Here is a 17,146-nt window from a genome sequence, read left to right as displayed (position 1 = left end):
AATGAGACAGCCCGCAGTTGCCGACCGTTTCTATCCGGGATCGCCGGAAGCACTTGCCCTCACTCTCGCTGAACTCCTGCCGGCAAGTCCTCCATCCGGAAGACAAAAAGCTTTAGCTGTAATATCTCCACATGCCGGTTATATGTACTCCGGCGCACTTGCAGCTACTACATTCGCTTCAGTTGCTATTCCCGAAACGGTGATACTGCTCGGCCCAAATCATCGGGGCCTCGGTGTTCCAATCGCACTTTCAACTACCACTTGGAACATGCCCCTGGGTAGTGTACCGGTTGATCAGGAGATGTGCACACTTGTGCTCAAACATTCACAACTGGTGAAAGTGGACGAGTTGGCCCATAAACATGAACATTCTCTGGAAGTTCAGATTCCATTTTTGCAAGTGCTCCAGAAAAAGCTACGCATTGTGCCCCTGACAATTTCCCACATTTCCTATAAGGATTGCCAAGCACTGGCCGAGACACTATCCATGGCAATCCACGAATCGTCCAGGGATGTCTTGATAGTTGCCTCCAGCGACATGAACCATTACGAATCGCGAAAGACCACAGACAAGAAAGACGGCCTCGCCCTGCAATGTATCCAGCGAATGAATCCCTTCGATCTCTACAACACCGTAATTGAAAATCGCATCACCATGTGCGGGGTAATTCCCGCAGTGATAGCCATCCTCGCCGCCAAGGCACAAGGCGGCAAAGAGAGTCGCCTTGTCGGCCACACTGATTCAGGGTATGTATCAGGAGACATTGGCCAGGTGGTAGGCTATGCGGGAGTGGTAATAAATAGCTGAGTTGAGCTGCTTATCTGAGTAAACGAAACTTAGGCCCTTGCGGTAAAAACTGAAATTCGCTTGACACACATTCCCAAATCTTTTATAAATCCGCGACCATTTGGAAGAGTTGGGGGATGGTCTAATGGTAAGGCGGCGGACTCTGACTCCGCTTATCGAGGTTCGAGCCCTCGTCCCCCAGCCACGACGATTCAAGCACCTGTTGGTTTTCCGACAGGTGCTTTTTTTGTTTTTCTATGTCTTTTAGCCCCTCCCCGGTCCCTAACAAAGTTGACAACCGACAAAACAGCCCCTTCTTTGGAAATAGGTTTGTAAGGCTTCTCCTAAAAAGCTATACTTCTTACATATCTCGACAAACTCACCAGAGGCAATATATGTATCTGCCACTCACTGCTAAAAATGAGTTTATCACAAGGAGCAGGAACATGAAAAAAGCGCTAAAAATGGTTGTCACAATTGCTTTCACGTTGGCTCTCTTTGCCGTCACAAGACAGGTAATTGCCGAAGAAACTGACTATTTGCAAAAACTAAGCGCCCCCGACTACGATACAAGAATTGGCGCCCTGAAATCCCTCGAGGACTCTCCCGCCGATTCTCCAGAAGTATATGATTTTATCAAAACAAAGCTTATTAATGGGTTTGCGCTAAAAAGAGGCAAGCATCACACCAATGAAATGTCCTGGATTTGTACGGCACTGGCCAGCACAGGTGATGAACAATACCTGCCAATACTGAAGCAGGTTGCCGAATCTGAGTACAATAAAAAGTTGCGTCGGCATTGCAAGGAAAGCATTACTTTACACAAGGAAGTTGCGCAGAAGCTTGGGGGTGCACCAATTACTGGTTATTCGAAAGTAATGAGCAGAAACATCCGTATGCTGCAATCCGGAAGGTCTTCATGGATGCGGACTTCTGCGATCAATATCGAAAAATCAGAGGAGCGTACTGAGCAAGTCTTCGACATGGTCCGTGACACTCTCTTGGCGGAAGTCACACGTATCGGAGGCGATGATTCTTTATTGAGTGATGTAAAGCGATTTAAGAGAATGTATGAAATTGATACTCTTGGCTATTTGTGCCATTGCCTAGGAACCTCAGGAAAAGCAAAATACAAAGCTGATCTAGAAAAGGTTATCGCTGCAACTGTTCATGTAAACCTGAAGTCTCACGCAAGAAAGGCGATAGCCGCCCTGCCGAAGAAATAAAGTTGCTTTGAGCAACTTACTTGCTCAAACGAAACGTATTCCCTTGCGATGCAAGAATCATTCAGCATGCAAGACGTAAGGATGGGTTTTTAATTTCCACAACCGATATTGTCAGACAATTCAATGTGTTATAATATATATTATTTGGATTTTCTTGCGAGGTACTTCCAAGAGACTGCTTCTTTTCGCCAGCACATGAATCCACTTCATGTTGCAAATCTCTTTACAGACTCCTCTGCCAATTCTTTATCGAAGTTGACATGCACGCTAAAATCGCCATAGAGATGGAAGGAGACCCTTACCACTCTGCTGCGAGTTGATATTGTTACCGGATTCTGTTCCTGGTCTCCGGCAATCACCAGGAACAGATGCCTGGCGAGAAGTGCCCTGGCCGTAGACCTTTTTGCGCATCGCATGCTAAAACACGCACCACTCACTGAAATATCTGACAGTCCACCGCCAAAAACGACATCCGACTTACTCCCATCTTTGGTTAAAAGAATCGCCTTGACCCGACCGGAAGCCGGGAAACGATGATGGGTTCTTTTTTCCAATTTTTTGTTGCGCAGGATCTCATCCACCTTGCCTTCCTTCATGCAGAAGTCGATGAGCTTTTCATACAAACCTGGAAACCTATCCTCCCAGCCATCAGCAGCCTTACTTTCCAAGCACATCAGCTGCACCTCCGTATGGCTTATTGCCGAGGCTGAGCAAAGAGAAATTGTCGAAAACGTATATTCTCCAAGGATATCTCCCGGTCCCAACTGAGCAAGAACATAGCTTTTTCCGTCTTTTTTGAAAAAAATCGTTATTTGCCCTCTTTCGATTAAAAATAACCGGTTGTTGACTTGGCCGTGCGTCAAGATCATCGTCTTCGGCCGCAGCACATACCGTTTCATGCTGTAGTACAGGCAGTTACGCTCCTCGTCACTGAGCGAATCATAGAGCTTGCCCCACAAAGCCAGGTGCACCTGATCGATTCCAGCCGTCTTTTCGTCTTCAATTATCCCTGAGGCCTTAATAATCTCCCTGAGAGCCATCGGATAGTTGACTACCAGGCTCTCGTGCAACTCCTCCGCCAGTTTAAAATTCCTGGCCCTCGCAGCAGCTTCGATTTCACTGAGCATCTTGCTGATAATCTGCGATATATCTTCAGTACTTGGCGGATGGGATGGGGGAGAATCTTGGGACACGATGTACCTCCTTTCCAGGTTGAAAGCAAAAAATCCAAATGGTAAGGCTTGTGCCTGACCTCCCCTCCCATAATAGTTGGAAAATTCTGAAATATCAAATCGGCGGTGCAATGGTCACCACAATCCGCATATCAGTTGTTGCGCGAACTCCATGGGGTTCGCGGATTTGCGAGATGAGGATATTGCCGGTTTTGGCAGGCATCTCCATCCCATTGTCACCAAGGAAATAGCCCTCGCCTTCGATAACCTGGATCGATAATTCGCCATCCAAATCGTGAGAATGCACCGGAAAGGTAACCCCGGCTCGCAGATTAAAATTGATTATCTTGAAATATTCAGAATCTTCAACAAGAAAAAATCGTTTCATTGCCCCTTCGGTAAATTCTCGAGTTGTATTGAGATCCAGCAATTTCATAATGCCTCCATGAGGTTAAATATCACATCCTGTTTTCTTTACGTGCCATCATGTTCTTATCCCCTTTCACCTCTACTATAACACAACTTAGCATCCACGCTTTGACCTCAGTCAAATATCAAGAAATTTCAAGGCTCCCAGATATCTCTTTAAAGAAATACCCTTTCACCAACAATCCCTGGAAAAAATACTCCATTTGCCGTATTAGTGGTGCAGTGGCAAGGATGGCTTAACCGGTTATTCTTGATCTCAACCCGCGCCTCCGCCGCTTCTATGACGAACTGGCCTTCTTCATGCGGCGGAGGCGCTCATTTTTTGTTCTAAAACAAGGATATTTGATGGCTGGAGATAATAAAGCGTTGGCAAATCCGAAGCTTCCTCAGGGAGTTGATGACGATACCATTCTCAAGATCGCCAAAGAGATTACGGTGAAATTCATAGAGGTCGGCAGGATAACACCGACAACCTTTGCAACAACATTCTCAAATATTTACAGCACGATAGACAAGACGGTGCGAGGGAATAAATCATGAATTCGATGGTCGCGGAAAATCTCAATTCTGCACCGGCAAAGATCAAACATGTTCATTTGATGGGGATCTGCGGCACAGGCATGGCGGCTCTGGCCGGCATGCTGCAGCAGTCGGGCTATACGGTTACCGGCAGTGACAACCATGTCTATCCACCGATGTCGGTTTTTCTCAGTTCCTTGAAAATCCCCGTGCAAAGCGGCTATGACGGAAAAAACCTGCAACCGGCTCCTGACCTGGTAATCGTCGGCAATGTTATTACCCGTAAAAACCCGGAAGCGGTAGCACTGGCTGAAATGGCCATCCCTTATTTGTCGTTTCCCCAGGCACTGGCCTATTTTTTTATTCAATCGCGCACCTCTCTGGTGGTCGCCGGCACCCACGGCAAAACCACCACCTGTTCACTGTTGGCGACCTCTTTGTATAAAGCCGGACTAGACCCGTCCTTTATGATTGGCGGCATTGTCCGCCAATTCGGCACCAATTTCCGCCTGGGCAACGGCCGGTTCTTTGTTGCTGAAGGCGATGAATACGACACCGCTTTCTTCGACAAAGAATCCAAGTTCCTCCATTACCGGCCCCACGTGGCAATCATCACCTCTCTCGAATTTGACCATGCCGATATCTTCGCCGACCTGGCTGCCATAAAAAAAGCCTTTAGAAAATTTGTCGCCCTTCTACCCAAAGATGGCCTCCTCGTTGCCCATCTCGACGATCCAAACGTTGCCGAAATTGCTGCTGAAGCCCCTTGCACTGTGCACGGCTATGGCTTCAGCAGAGAACGCACTTGGGCCATTGACGATCTCCATACCGAAAATAATGCTACTCTTTTCAGGGTATTGAAAAACGGTTCTCCCTGGAAGCAAATGACGGTGAACCTTTCCGGTCGCCATAACGCTCTCAACAGTCTAGCGGTCTGTGCGGTACTCGATCACTTGCAGGTTAGATTCGAGGCAATTGATGCCGGTTTACGGGGTTTTGAGGGTGTGAAACGGCGCCAGGAGGTGCGAGGAATAGAAAATGGAATTACGGTGATCGATGATTTTGCCCATCACCCAACCGCCGTCAAAGAAACCCTTGATGGATTGAAGGCGGCCTATCCGGGCCAGCGACTAATCGCGGTGTTCGAGCCGAGAACCAACTCGTCAAGGAGGGCGGTTTTTCAAAAAGACTATGTCCTGGCCTTCGACGCAGCTGATCTGGTTCTGTTACGGGAACCTCTTCCCATCGACGGTTTATCTGCAGATGAACTGTTTTCTTCAGAGCGCCTGGCAAATGATCTGGTGAATGAGCGGAATTTGACAGCAGAGGCACTCCCTGAGACTGACGCCATTCTGAAAAGGCTTATCAGTCTCCTTCGCCAGGGTGATGTGGTGGCAATTCTCTCAAACGGTGGTTTCGATAATATTCATGAACGTCTGCTGGAGCAACTCAAGTCACTACCTTGAATCCATCTTGGATGGTGACCGTCTGTAGCGTAGCCTATTCAAGCACGGGTTGAACCAGCAACCGCAGATCTTCGATAAGCTTTTGGAAATCTGATGGATTACAGCCCTGCTTGCCTTTTTCCTCGATGGAAAGGGCAATCTTTGCGCAATCCTGCAAGCCAAGATTGAGAAAGGCACCCTTGATGGTGTGACCTACCTTTCCAAGCTGAGCTGGATTTTTTTCGGCGAAGGCGCTTTCCAGATTGAACATATGCGTCCCCAAGGTTGACAAGAAGCTCGGTAGCAGCATATCAATCTGTTCCATGGGGAGATTGAATTGTTCGGTAAGATGCAGTCTGATATTTTCAACACTCTGTTTTTGTTTCACAATGTTGCCAATCGTAGGTTGAATTATCTATCGTTGTATGATGGTCAACAGGACCACTCAATCAAGTGCAGGGTACGAAGATGCTCCTCAAGGTGCAAACGACTCACCGGCTTGGTCATATATACCTCGCAACGTCCGAGTACCAAGGCCTCCATTATATTTTTTGCATCGTCGAGATTAGTTACCATAAACACTTTTGTCGAATTCACACCATAAATCCCCTTAACATTCTCAAACTGGCGAAGTTCTCTCAGCACCTCGTGGCCGCTTTTTCCGGGTATTAAAATGTCCAGGCAAACAAGATCGTACCTGCTCCGGGGATCTTCATAAGAAAGCTGCAAGACAGAGACAGCGTCATCACCATTGGTGACCGTATGGCAATCACCAAAGGGCGTAAGCATTTCTTTCAGCAGAGTCCTGCTGATATACTCATCTTCGACAATAAGGATATTCAGCTTCTTGCCCATATGCCGCAAACTCCCCGTGAATAGAGTCGTGCCAGATGTTTCATCGCATGGTAGTATCCGTACATATACCAACCTGATAGCAATAATTAAATGAAAACTGCATATCTGAGCAACAAAAAATACCGGAAATCGTCGACACCGCAGATCATTCACCGGGTGGCCACCGTCATTCGCACTAACCGCCTGGCCGTCCGGGGAGACAAGGTGGTCGTAGCTGTGTCCGGAGGTGCCGATTCCCTCGCCCTCCTGCACATCCTTGCAACTGTCGACCTGCAATTGCAACTTTTTGCAGTCTATGTCAACCATGGCCTACGCCCCCTGGAAATCCCTGAAGAACGTGTTACCATCGCTCGATCTTGCCAGGCGCTAGGTGTACCCTTTTTCACCAGAGAGGTTGATGTACAGCAAATGGTCGCTGAAGAAGGCCGCTCACGTGAGGAGGCAGCAAGAATTCTTCGATATGCCGCCCTGGAAGAGCTCCGCCAAGTGTGTGATGCAGAGCATATCGCCGTAGGACACACAGCCGATGATCAAGTCGAAGAATTTTTTCTCCGCCTCATCCGTGGAAGCGGCATGAAAGGATTGTCCGGCATGCAAATGCGCCGAGATACCGTCATTCGTCCCCTCCTCAAAGAAACCAAAGCCAGCCTCGTTGCCTATCTGGAGATGCAGGGCGTTCAATGGTGCCAAGATTCATCCAATCTTGACAGGCACATCCTCCGTAACCGGGTACGGCTTGAGCTCTTGCCCTTGCTCACCAGGGACTTCAATCCGGCGATCCGGCACACGGTCCTGCAAACAATGGATATTCTGAGGGAAGAGGAAGACTTCCTGCAACAACAGATGGAGGCTGCCTTTGCCCGATGCGTGGAATCCAGCCAGCCACCATTTACAACCTCATCGGGTATAGAACTGATCATTGATTGCCGGATATTTTGTCAACTCCATCCGGCACTTGGCAGAAGGATCCTCGAACGCTGCTGCTGGCAAATGGCGGCTCCGCCAAGCTACCGGCAAATTTCTGTTCTCACCGATCTTTGCAAAGGGAGAAACGGGCTGGAGATTCACCTTGAAGACGGTGTTCGAGCGGAAAGGCGTGGCTCGCAGCTGATTCTGTGCCGGCCACTGGACAAAGGCCGGACACGCGGCTCCAGGACGCCTTCGAAGACTATTTATCTGTCCATTCCGGGGACCGGCAGGTATACAGTTCCTGAGTCGGCAAAACAGCTGGTTATCGAGGAACGGCCGGCTTCCCAGCTCGAGAAAGATACCGGTGGACAAATCTTTATCGATCTGGCTAAGGTCTCTTTCCCGCTTGTGCTGCGGACATCGCTTCCTGGAGAGGTGTTTCATCCCTGCAATGGACCCGGCCGAAAAAAGGTCAGCCGGTATCTGAACGACCGGAAAATCCCGGCGAAAGACCGGCCTGCCTGGCCTGTCCTCGTCTCCGGAAGGGAAATCATCGCTCTTCCCGGGCTGCAAATCGACCACAACTACCGGATCACCGAGGAAACAAACACCATGCTGGCAATCAGCTGGCTGGAACAACAAGGATGAAGGGGAATCTGCAACGATTCCCCTGACTGCTTGGCAAAAAGGTAGACTTGACTAGCTTTTTCTGCGGAGAACCCGTTTGTCACCGATGCGCATGGTGATTTTTACCCGATCAAGGTACTCAAGAATCGGAATGGAAAATTTCCTTGTCAAACCGGTGAGATCCTTAAAGGCCGGGGCGTCAATCTCACCGTTTTTCTCCATATACTGCAATACCGAGGCTATGAGCGGTTCAATCAAATCCCGGGTATAGTACAGCGATTCACTGATTTTGAAGAGCTGACCGTCTCGCAGCTGCAGGTCGAGCATCTCTTTAACCAGCTGAGGTGGATATTCGCCAAATTGTTCCATCGTTTCCTTGATGGTCGGCGTGGAAAGCCCTCGTGACCGATACCAGGCATCGATATCCTTGCGCAGCTGTTCTTCATCCGCCTTGAGGGCAACTTGGTGCCCCTCAAGGCGGACCAGAGAATCCTCCTGGACCACAACATTTTTGCGAAGAAGCTCATTGAGACAGTATTGGAAGACCTTTGGGTCGATCTTCCGGCCGAGCCCGGTACGCAGCTCTTCCTTGGCAATCCCTTGATATAAAGGGTTATTCTTATGGTAAGCCACCAGATGTGCAATGAGCATTTCTTTCATCTTTTCGGAAATTTCAACGGACACATAGCGTTGAGATGCCGAATCGACGACAACCATTTTTTTGGTGGAGATCGGTTCGTTCAGGGCCTTTTTCAGGTGCTTACCAAAGAGGCCGATACGTATCGCTAGTTCGTCGGCGGTAAGCCCCTGCTCGCCACTTTCCCGGAGGAGAAAGAGCACTTTTTCTTCTATCGTGCCATCTTTGAGGATCGGCATGATCTCCCTGTTATATGCACGATCATTTTCCGACAATCTCTTGCGCTTGCGCGGCGAGACATTGCCGAGCACCATGCCGCCGCCGATGGTTGCTACCGGAGAATAACTCCGTATAACATACCGGTCACCGGGCCAGACCGATGCAGTATTTTCAAGAAGCAATTGAACTATGGCCTCATCGCCGGGTTGCAGTTCATCCCGGTCAAGCAGCGACACCCGGCCGAGTATTTCCGAGGTGCCGAGATGAACCCGTACCCTGGCCCGGTGTTTTAAGGGTTTGGCATTGGCGGCCAGATACAGAAACTGGCAGTCGAGAATATAATTGGCCTGAAGCGAACCGGGTGTGGCAAGGACCATGCCCCGCTCAATGTCAGCCACATCAACGCCCTGCAGATTGATGGCGGTCCGGTGTCCAGCCTCCACCTCGTTTACCGCCTGAGAATGCACCTGAATACCGCGGATCTTGGCCACCTGCTCGGTCGGATAGATTCGCAGATCCTCTCCCACCGAAATCCGCCCGGAGACCGATGTGCCAGTGACGACGGAGCCGAAGCCCTTCATGGCAAAGACCCTATCGACCGATAGTCTGAATGGGCCGAACACCTCATGAAAATCGTGTTTTCTGACGATCCCGTCCAGGGTATCGCGAACCACATCGATCCCTTCACCGGTGGTTGACGAGACATGGATAACCGGCGCCCCTTCGAGAAAACTGCCGGCGCAGAAATCGGTTATCTCTTCTGTCACCATATCCAGCCATTCTGGTTCCACCAGATCCTTTTTGGTAATGATGACTATCCCCTGCTTCACCCCCATCAAACGACAGATCTCAAAATGCTCTATAGTCTGGGGCATTATGCCTTCGTCGGCGGCGACGATAAAAGCGAGAATGTCGATGCCAGAAACTCCGGACACCATTGTCTTGACAAATTTCTCATGGCCCGGCACGTCGACGATACCGATCCGGTGGCCACAGGGCAGATCCAGATAGGCAAAGCCAAGTTCAATGGTAATGCCGCGCTGGATTTCCTCTTTTAGCCGATCGGTTTCAAAACCGGTCAGGGCGCGAATAAAACTGGTTTTGCCATGATCGACATGGCCGGCGGTACCAAGGACAATTTCTCGCATACGTTACAAAGAGGCAGAGGGAATGGAGGAAATGCCGATTGCCGGAAAAACCATGGTATCATGATATCCGTTAACCGGCGGTAAATCAGAAGAACGGATTGGAGTTCTTCTCCTGGCCAATGGTCGAGCAATCCCCACCATAGCCGTGACCGGGCCATACCACCGTTTCTTGTGGCAATACCAGGAGTTTGGTGCGGATCGAGGCCAGCAGCTCCTCGTGCGAACCGCCGGGAAAATCGGTCCTGCCAAGGCCACCGACAAACAGGGTGTCGCCGGTCAATAGATCGGGAGCATTGTACAAACACATACCGCCGGGGGTGTGGCCAGGGGTGTGGATCACCTTTAGTGAGGCTTCGCCGATAGCGATGACATCGCCGTCTTCGACCTCAAGGTCAACCGGCGGCGAGGGCTCAAGACCGAGCATGGAGAAATATTCCTGCACCTCGGGATCACCAAAAAATCGAGAGTCAGCCCTATGCATGACGATCTTGGCACCAGTCGCTTCCTGGATCTTTCGATTACCACAGACGTGATCGGGATGGCCATGGGTGGCAATTATATACTCGACCGTATAGCCCTTGTCCTTGATGGCATCGAGAATCTTTTTTTCGTTGCCACCAGGATCGACAACTGCAGCCTTGCCGGTTTTTTCGCAGGCAACGATATAACAGCAGACTGCCATGGAGCCAACTATCATCTGATGTATTTTCATAGCGTGGTACTCTTTCCTGTCGATGTTGAGAGGGGGCTGACAGAACCGTGCCGTCAACCCCCTATTTCTCAGCCCGCTATACCGGGCCTGCTGTAACTACTTGGCTTGAGGCGAACAACTGCCGCCGCATGCGCATCCCCCGGCACTAGCCGGGGCAACCTTCAGGGACACAGGAGGTACCGGTGCGGCAACTGCCGGCAATCGCCTCTCAACCGCGTCAACAACCCTGGCAAAAGCCTGACTAGCCGGACTTTCGACATTGGTGGTCAAATACGGTGCGCCCTCATCTCCGGCCATGACGACCTTCGGATCCATGGGAATCTTACCAAGAAAGGGCAAATCCAACTCGCGGGCCAGGGACTCTCCGCCTCCGGCACTGAAGATGTCGACGGTCTGGTTGCAATGGGGGCAGACGAAACCGGACATATTTTCAATAACTCCGGCAATTTCCACCTTTACCGTCTTACAGAAGCTGATCGACTTGCGCACGTCGGCCAGGGCCACCTTTTGCGGAGTGGTCACGACAATCGCCTTAACGTGGGGAATGGTCTGAGCGACGGACAGAGGCTCGTCGCCGGTACCTGGAGGGGCATCGATTACCAGATAGTCGAGATTACCCCAGTCCATGTCGGAAACAAACTGCCGGATTGCCTGAATTTTCAAGGGCCCTCGCCAAATGATCGCCTCGTCCCTGTCACGCATCATATACTCAAGGGAAACCACCTTAAGGTTATCATTGTACTTAAGCGGCGGAACCAGTGCATCCGGGGATTCCGGGGGGGTGAGCGTCCCCTTCAGATTGAGCATCCGGATAACATCGGGACCATGGATATCGACATCCATGAGGCCGACCTGATATCCTTTCTGAGCAAGGCCCAGAGCCAAGTTGACCGATACGGTTGATTTGCCGACGCCGCCCTTGCCGCTCATTACCAATATCTTGTTCTTTATCTTGCCAAGAGACCGGGTTATCGCAAGTTCCTTCTGTGCAGCGGCAGCTTGCTGAGCCTCTTTTGTTGTTGTTCCACAGGATCCACCACATGATCCAGCCATTGCCAATCCTCCTTATCCTCAATAATAAACCAAATAACTATTCGATCAGGCTAATCAATAGCCACGAACGCACAGCCAAAAACGACAACCACTACAGTAATGTCATTGCCCGGAATTGCAATCACTTTCCTGAACCGCCTCCTATGGCCGGTTGCTGCAGATAATTACCCTGCAGCAACTCTTGCAGGGGACAGAAGGCCAGCAACCATGAGACTTTTTGTTGCTTATTTCGCTATCTCTCCTTAAGATACATGGTTCATTGGTACACTTTTATCCATTTCCAGCTCCTTATCCCCGACAAACGGGTCTGCACTGTTTGAAGAATTTTCATGCCTGCTTTTGCAATCCCCTCACGGGGGTTAATAACCAGACGTAGAAGTCTTCGCAGATGCTAAAAACTCCAGGAATAAACAATGCTAGGTTGGTTTAAAAAGAAATTTAAAAAACAGGATGATACTCAACTTCAGCAGGAGGATCTCATTGACGAATCGCCTGGTGATGTCCCCCTTGCAGGTACAGAACAAGCGGAAATCATTCCAGAACATGCAGTACCTTTGACCCAGGAAGGACAGAATGCCCCTGAAACAGCAAGCAATCAAGAGTTAGCTGCAGAGGACCGGCAATCAGCAACTACATCTGGAGAAGTAACAGGAGATGCGAAAACTATCACTGAGGGTCCTGGCTCTATCACCCCTGTTATCAAGGTAATTAAAGAATCAGAACTTGTGGCGGACAAAGAAAAGAAGAAGAAATCGCTCTTTACCAGGCTGGCCGAAAAGCTCAGCAAGACCCGCGAGACCTTCACCTACCAGATTGATGCCCTGTTTCTCGGTAAAAAGGAAATCGACGCTGCTCTGCTCGACGATCTCGAAGAGATCCTTATCACAGCCGACCTCGGGGTCGAAACCACCATGGAACTCCTTGAATACGTCCGGCGCAAGGTGAAGCGCCAAGAATTGTCCGATCCCAACTCCCTGAAAGAGGTTTTAAAAGACAAGATCAAGGCCTTCATCTCCGAAAACGATGATGATGCCTGCATGGTAATGCCCGACAAAGGCCCCTTTGTCATCATGGTTATCGGCGTCAACGGTGTCGGCAAAACCACGACGATCGGCAAAATCGCCCATAAATTTAAGCAGGCCGGTAGTTCCGTCCTCCTGGCGGCCGGTGATACCTTTCGGGCAGCGGCGGTCTCCCAGCTGCAAATCTGGGGTGAGCGGAATAATGTCCAGGTGGTCGCCCATAAAGAAGGGGCCGACCCTTCATCGGTGGTCTTTGACGCCCTCGGCATCGCCCAATCGAAAAACATCGACGTGGTCCTCGTTGATACCGCCGGCCGCCTGCACACCAACAATAACCTCATGGAAGAATTGAAGAAAATAAAAAGGGTAATGGATAAAAAGTTGCCCGGTGCCCCCCATGAAGTCTTACTGATAATCGATGCGACGACCGGCCAGAACGGTATTTCCCAAGCCAAGCTTTTTAACGAGGCAATTGGCGTCACCGGCCTTACCCTTACTAAATTGGACGGCACCTCCAAGGGCGGTATCGTTGTCAATATCTGCAAGGGAATGAAGATACCCATTCGTTTCATCGGGATCGGCGAGCAGATCGATGACCTCCGCGATTTTAACTCCGCTGACTTTGCCGACGCACTTTTTCAATCGAAAAGAAAAGATTCTTAAACCCGCAGCTGAGGCACCAAAAAAGGCATAACTTCCCTGGGTAATCGCTCAATCCTGCCCAGGGAAAGCCAACACCTCACTTTTAAAGAAGAACCTGATCAGCCCCTCGGAGCCCCTTCTATGCACTATCAACGTCATCAACAGCCAGGCTGTGGAGGATGTTTACTTATCATCCTTTTCCTGATCTTCGTATCTGGAGGTGCACCGGCCCTGATTTCCTTTCTCGGGGCGCTCGTCTACACCGGTCTGGCCAGTGTTCTGCTTTTTGTCGCGCTGTTTTGGGGATTTACCTTTTGGGCGAGAAAGAAGGTCGCCACCTACGAGCAGTCGCAAACGGAGAGCCATAACAGCTTTGTCTCACTCCTTGTTCAGATTCTCATCTATATTGCCAAGATTGACGGACGGATAAGCCGCGAGGAAATCCAGACCATTCACCGCTTCTTCCAGTATTCCCTGCATTACAATCAAACCCAGATGCTTTGGGTGAAGGATTTGATCAAAGAGGCGACTAATACTGACCAGTCCCTTGATGCCTTATTGAATGAATTCAAATCGACCTTCGCTTACGAACCGCGCATCATCCTCCTCGAACTGGTGTACCAGATGCTCTTCACCAAAGCGAGCGTACCCGAAGAGGAGCTGGAAATTGCCCGGTATATTGCGGTATTTCTTGATATTCCCAGCTATGAGCAGCGGACTATGGAGGCAAAATACCGTTATCGCGGCCAGCAGGCCGGGGCGCCAAGCCAAGACATGGCCGAGCAGCATTACGCCACTCTCGGTTTGCCCAAAGGTGCCGACTTTGAAGAGATCAAGAAGGCGTATCGCAAGTTGAGCATGCAGTATCATCCTGACAAAGTTCGCCACCTGGGAGATGAATTCCGGGCCGTCGCCGAGGAAAAGATGAAGGAAATCAACCATGCCTACGACTATTTCAAGAAACAGTAACCGCATGCAAAATACCTTCCTGAATGATTTACCGCTCAGGGAGATACGAAAAATAATTGAGGATCAACAAGGAGAATATCAATGGCCGTTTCTGAAAAAATGAAACTCTTTGCAGCGAAATCTTCCTGGATACGGAAGATGTTTGAAGAAGGCGCACGGATGAAGGCAGACCATGGAGCGGCAAATGTCTGCGACTTCAGCCTCGGCAATCCGGATGCCCCCCCACCACCCCAATATAATGAAGTGATTCAGGAAATCATCAAAGACACCAGCCCCGGCGTGCATTCCTATATGCCCAACGGAGGTTATCCCTGGGTGCGGGAGGCCATCGCCGGGCGGATGTCCGCCGAGCAACAGATAGCCATCAGTAACGGCGACATGCTTATGACCTGCGGCGCGGCCGGCGGTTTGAATATCGTCCTCAAGGCAATCCTCAACCCCGGCGACGAGGTCATCATTCTCGCCCCCTATTTTGTTGAATACGGTTTTTATATCGACAACCATGGCGGGGTCGCCAAGATTGTCAAAACCGACGAGGAATTCAATCTCGACCTGGAGGCCATCGAAGCAGCCATCTCCGAAAAAACCAAGGCAATCATCATCAATTCCCCCAATAATCCCTGCGGACAGATCTATTCCGCCGAGGCATTGTGGGCACTCGGTGAACTGCTCACCCTGGCAGGAGACCGGCTCGACAGTACCATCTACCTCATAGCCGATGAACCCTACCGGAAAATTATCTTTGATGGCCACGAGGTGCCCAGCATCTTCACCGCCTACAGAAACAGCATTGTCGTCTCTTCCTATTCAAAGGACCTTTCCTTGCCGGGCGAACGTATCGGCTACCTGGCTGTACATCCGGAGATAGACGAGAAAGCCAGCCTCCTTGACGCCTTGACCCTTGCCAACCGCATCCTCGGCTTCGTCAACGCCCCGGCCCTCATGCAGCGGGTGGTGGCGGAACTGCAGGACGCAAGCGTCGATATCTCCCTGTATGCCAGGCGCAAAGAAATGATATGCGCCATTCTCAGCGATGCCGGCTACGATTTCACACCGCCCAAGGGGGCATTTTACGTTTTCCCGAAGACCCCCCTGGCCGATGATGTACGCTTTGTTTCATTGCTGCTTGAAGAAAAAATTCTTACCGTTCCCGGCATCGGCTTCGGCTCTCCCGGCCATATGCGCATTGCCTTCTGTGTCCCCGGCGAGGTCATCGCCAGGTCCGCGGAAGGTTTTAAACGGGCCCTCGCCAAGGCAAAATCACTGTAATATCAACGACAAAGGGGAGGCCGCATGGCCTCCCCTGGTATTCCTCTCCAGCAACACCTTCCGCTCACCCTCCCGATTTCTGCCGCTGTTCGGTTTTATCCTTGAAAATCAGCTTAATGGGCACCTTATCAAGGCCAAGTCCCTCCCGGAACCTGTTCACCAGATACCGTTCATAGGAGAAATGCACCCCTTTTGAGCTGTTGGTCATAACCACAAATTTCGGCGGGCGGGTACCGATCTGTGCCGTATAGTAGAATTTCAGACGTTTATTCTTATAGATAGGTGGCGAATGGGCATCCACCGCCTCCTGCAGCAACCTGTTCAGGGCAGAGGTTGGGAAGTTGGCGGTATATTGACGAAAAACCGAACCGATGACCGGGAAAAGGCGCTTAATCCCATAACCGGTGAGGGCCGAGACATTGAGCACCGGAGCAAAACCGATAAACGGCAAGGCCCTGCCGACCTCAGCCATAACTGCCTGCTGGCGCTTTTTGTCATTCTCAAGCAGATCCCATTTATTAACGAGGACAATGAGCCCCCGCCCCTCTTCAAGGATGTAGCCGATCACCTTGGTGTCCTGTTCGGTAATGCCCTCATCAGCATCGATGAGCACTGCCGCCACATCGCACCTGCTCATTGCCGCGAGTGATTTGAGAATGCTGAATTTTTCAAGCTTCTCGGTGGTCTTGCCCTTGCGGCGAATTCCCGCCGTGTCGATAAACAGATAGCTGTATTTGCCGTGGGTCACCATGGTGTCGACAGAATCCCGTGTGGTCCCAGAGATTTCCGAAACCACCATGCGGTCTTCACCGAGAATCTTATTGATCATTGACGATTTGCCGACATTCGGACGGCCGAAGAAGGCAACCTTCACAGTACCTTCCGGCAAAATAATATCCTGGTATTCGTCACTTTTAATAGCGGCACACAGGCCATCCATCAAGTCTGTAAATCCATAAGTGTGTTCAGCCGACAGCGGCCACAGCTCCTCAACCCCCATCTCGTAAAATGGTGCCAGGCGTTCTTGTTCCTTGTCCGGTCCATCAATCTTGTTGACCACATGGAACACCGTCTTCTTAGAGCGGCGGAGGATTTCCACAACCTCCCAATCGGCTGGGGTAATCCCCTCTTTACCGTCAAGAAGAAAAAGGACGATATCCGCCTCTTCGATGGCAAGCATGGCCTGGTCGCGAATATGCTGGACCATGGCATCCTCGGAGTTGTCATCAATGCCGCCGGTATCGACGAGAATAAAGCCTTTGTTCTCCCAGACCACCCGATCGTAGTGGCGGTCGCGGGTAACCCCGGGGGTGGGATCGACAATGGCCTTGCGCGACTTGGTAATACGGTTAAACAAGGTAGATTTGCCGACATTTGGGCGTCCGATAAGGGCGACGATGGGTGAATGCGAGGTAGATGACATTGGGTAACCTATTATGAACTGAGCCTGCCCTAAACCGGCAGTGTGCTACAAGGGAAAACTGTCTATGACTTGGGGACTAAGCG

Annotated in this window: 16 protein-coding genes and 1 tRNA gene; 9 read left to right on the top strand and 8 right to left on the bottom strand. The window is 50.6% G+C overall.

Features of this window, described 5'->3' with window-relative positions; genetic code table 11:
* Position 1: 1 nt before the first annotated feature.
* From amrB to OEL83_19190, 3 genes are all read left to right on the top strand, one after another.
* Positions 2-808, top strand: a complete 807-nt coding sequence (amrB, locus tag OEL83_19200) for an AmmeMemoRadiSam system protein B (protein ID MDK9709175.1) — start codon at positions 2-4, stop codon at positions 806-808.
* A gap of 110 nt (positions 809-918) precedes the next feature.
* A tRNA-Gln gene (locus OEL83_19195) sits at positions 919-992 on the top strand.
* A 241-nt stretch (positions 993-1,233) separates the two neighbouring features.
* Positions 1,234-2,013 carry a hypothetical protein gene (locus tag OEL83_19190; protein ID MDK9709174.1) on the top strand — a complete coding sequence of 260 codons (780 nt, stop codon included), beginning with the start codon at positions 1,234-1,236 and terminating at the stop codon, positions 2,011-2,013.
* Between the two features lie 206 nt (positions 2,014-2,219).
* Here OEL83_19190 and OEL83_19185 read toward each other — a convergent pair whose 3' ends face one another.
* Both OEL83_19185 and OEL83_19180 read right to left on the bottom strand, forming a co-directional pair.
* A complete protein-coding gene (locus OEL83_19185; GenBank protein MDK9709173.1) occupies positions 2,220-3,206 on the bottom strand; it encodes a cyclic nucleotide-binding domain-containing protein in 987 nt (328 codons plus the stop codon).
* 94 nt (positions 3,207-3,300) lie between these two features.
* Positions 3,301-3,621 carry a cupin gene (locus OEL83_19180; GenBank protein MDK9709172.1) on the bottom strand — a complete coding sequence of 107 codons (321 nt, stop codon included), beginning with the start codon at positions 3,619-3,621 and terminating at the stop codon, positions 3,301-3,303.
* A 338-nt stretch (positions 3,622-3,959) separates the two neighbouring features.
* Here OEL83_19180 and OEL83_19175 point away from each other — a divergent pair, with 338 nt between their 5' ends.
* Together OEL83_19175 and mpl are read left to right on the top strand one after the other, a co-directional pair.
* Complete coding sequence (locus OEL83_19175; GenBank protein MDK9709171.1) at positions 3,960-4,154, top strand: hypothetical protein; 195 nt, start codon at positions 3,960-3,962, stop codon at positions 4,152-4,154.
* A complete protein-coding gene (gene mpl / locus OEL83_19170; protein ID MDK9709170.1) occupies positions 4,151-5,599 on the top strand; it encodes a UDP-N-acetylmuramate:L-alanyl-gamma-D-glutamyl-meso-diaminopimelate ligase in 1,449 nt (482 codons plus the stop codon). Before OEL83_19175 ends, mpl begins: the two co-directional genes overlap by 4 nt.
* 34 nt (positions 5,600-5,633) lie before the next feature.
* On the opposite strand, the gene OEL83_19165 is transcribed toward mpl, so the two are convergent.
* Together OEL83_19165 and OEL83_19160 are read right to left on the bottom strand one after the other, a co-directional pair.
* Entirely contained in the window at positions 5,634-5,966 is a 333-nt protein-coding gene (locus OEL83_19165) for an Hpt domain-containing protein (GenBank protein ID MDK9709169.1), read from the bottom strand.
* Positions 5,967-6,010: 44 nt separating this feature from the next.
* Positions 6,011-6,433 carry a response regulator gene (locus OEL83_19160; GenBank protein ID MDK9709168.1) on the bottom strand — a complete coding sequence of 141 codons (423 nt, stop codon included), beginning with the start codon at positions 6,431-6,433 and terminating at the stop codon, positions 6,011-6,013.
* Between the two features lie 90 nt (positions 6,434-6,523).
* Here OEL83_19160 and tilS point away from each other — a divergent pair, with 90 nt between their 5' ends.
* Positions 6,524-7,990 (top strand): tRNA lysidine(34) synthetase TilS, encoded by a 1,467-nt coding sequence (gene tilS, locus OEL83_19155; GenBank protein MDK9709167.1) that lies wholly within the window; start codon positions 6,524-6,526, stop codon positions 7,988-7,990.
* A gap of 51 nt (positions 7,991-8,041) precedes the next feature.
* On the opposite strand, the gene selB is transcribed toward tilS, so the two are convergent.
* The 3 genes from selB to OEL83_19140 all read right to left on the bottom strand — a co-directional run bounded on the left by selB (position 8,042) and on the right by OEL83_19140 (position 11,738).
* Positions 8,042-9,973, bottom strand: coding sequence for a selenocysteine-specific translation elongation factor (gene selB, locus OEL83_19150; protein MDK9709166.1), 1,932 nt, complete (start codon positions 9,971-9,973; stop codon positions 8,042-8,044).
* A gap of 85 nt (positions 9,974-10,058) precedes the next feature.
* The gene (locus tag OEL83_19145) at positions 10,059-10,685 is read right to left on the bottom strand and encodes an MBL fold metallo-hydrolase (protein ID MDK9709165.1); all 627 of its coding nucleotides are present in this window, start codon (positions 10,683-10,685) and stop codon (positions 10,059-10,061) included.
* A gap of 96 nt (positions 10,686-10,781) precedes the next feature.
* Complete coding sequence (locus OEL83_19140; GenBank protein MDK9709164.1) at positions 10,782-11,738, bottom strand: Mrp/NBP35 family ATP-binding protein; 957 nt, start codon at positions 11,736-11,738, stop codon at positions 10,782-10,784.
* Positions 11,739-12,151: 413 nt separating this feature from the next.
* Here OEL83_19140 and ftsY point away from each other — a divergent pair, with 413 nt between their 5' ends.
* The 3 genes from ftsY to OEL83_19125 all read left to right on the top strand — a co-directional run bounded on the left by ftsY (position 12,152) and on the right by OEL83_19125 (position 15,640).
* On the top strand, positions 12,152-13,423 hold the full coding sequence (gene ftsY / locus OEL83_19135; GenBank protein MDK9709163.1) for a signal recognition particle-docking protein FtsY: 1,272 nt from the start codon (positions 12,152-12,154) through the stop codon (positions 13,421-13,423).
* Positions 13,424-13,543: 120 nt separating this feature from the next.
* Positions 13,544-14,371 (top strand): DnaJ domain-containing protein, encoded by an 828-nt coding sequence (locus OEL83_19130; protein MDK9709162.1) that lies wholly within the window; start codon positions 13,544-13,546, stop codon positions 14,369-14,371.
* An 81-nt stretch (positions 14,372-14,452) separates the two neighbouring features.
* Entirely contained in the window at positions 14,453-15,640 is a 1,188-nt protein-coding gene (locus OEL83_19125; protein MDK9709161.1) for a pyridoxal phosphate-dependent aminotransferase, read from the top strand.
* A gap of 64 nt (positions 15,641-15,704) precedes the next feature.
* Here the strand turns inward: OEL83_19125 and der are convergent, their stop codons facing one another.
* Positions 15,705-17,063 carry a ribosome biogenesis GTPase Der gene (gene der, locus OEL83_19120; protein MDK9709160.1) on the bottom strand — a complete coding sequence of 453 codons (1,359 nt, stop codon included), beginning with the start codon at positions 17,061-17,063 and terminating at the stop codon, positions 15,705-15,707.
* Positions 17,064-17,146 lie beyond the last annotated feature (83 nt).

Source organism: Desulforhopalus sp. (genome assembly GCA_030247675.1).
Taxonomy (GTDB): Bacteria; Desulfobacterota; Desulfobulbia; order Desulfobulbales; family Desulfocapsaceae; genus Desulforhopalus_A.
The sequence above is the reverse complement of the archived record's forward strand: the minus strand, read 5'-3'. Positions and strand labels throughout refer to the sequence as shown.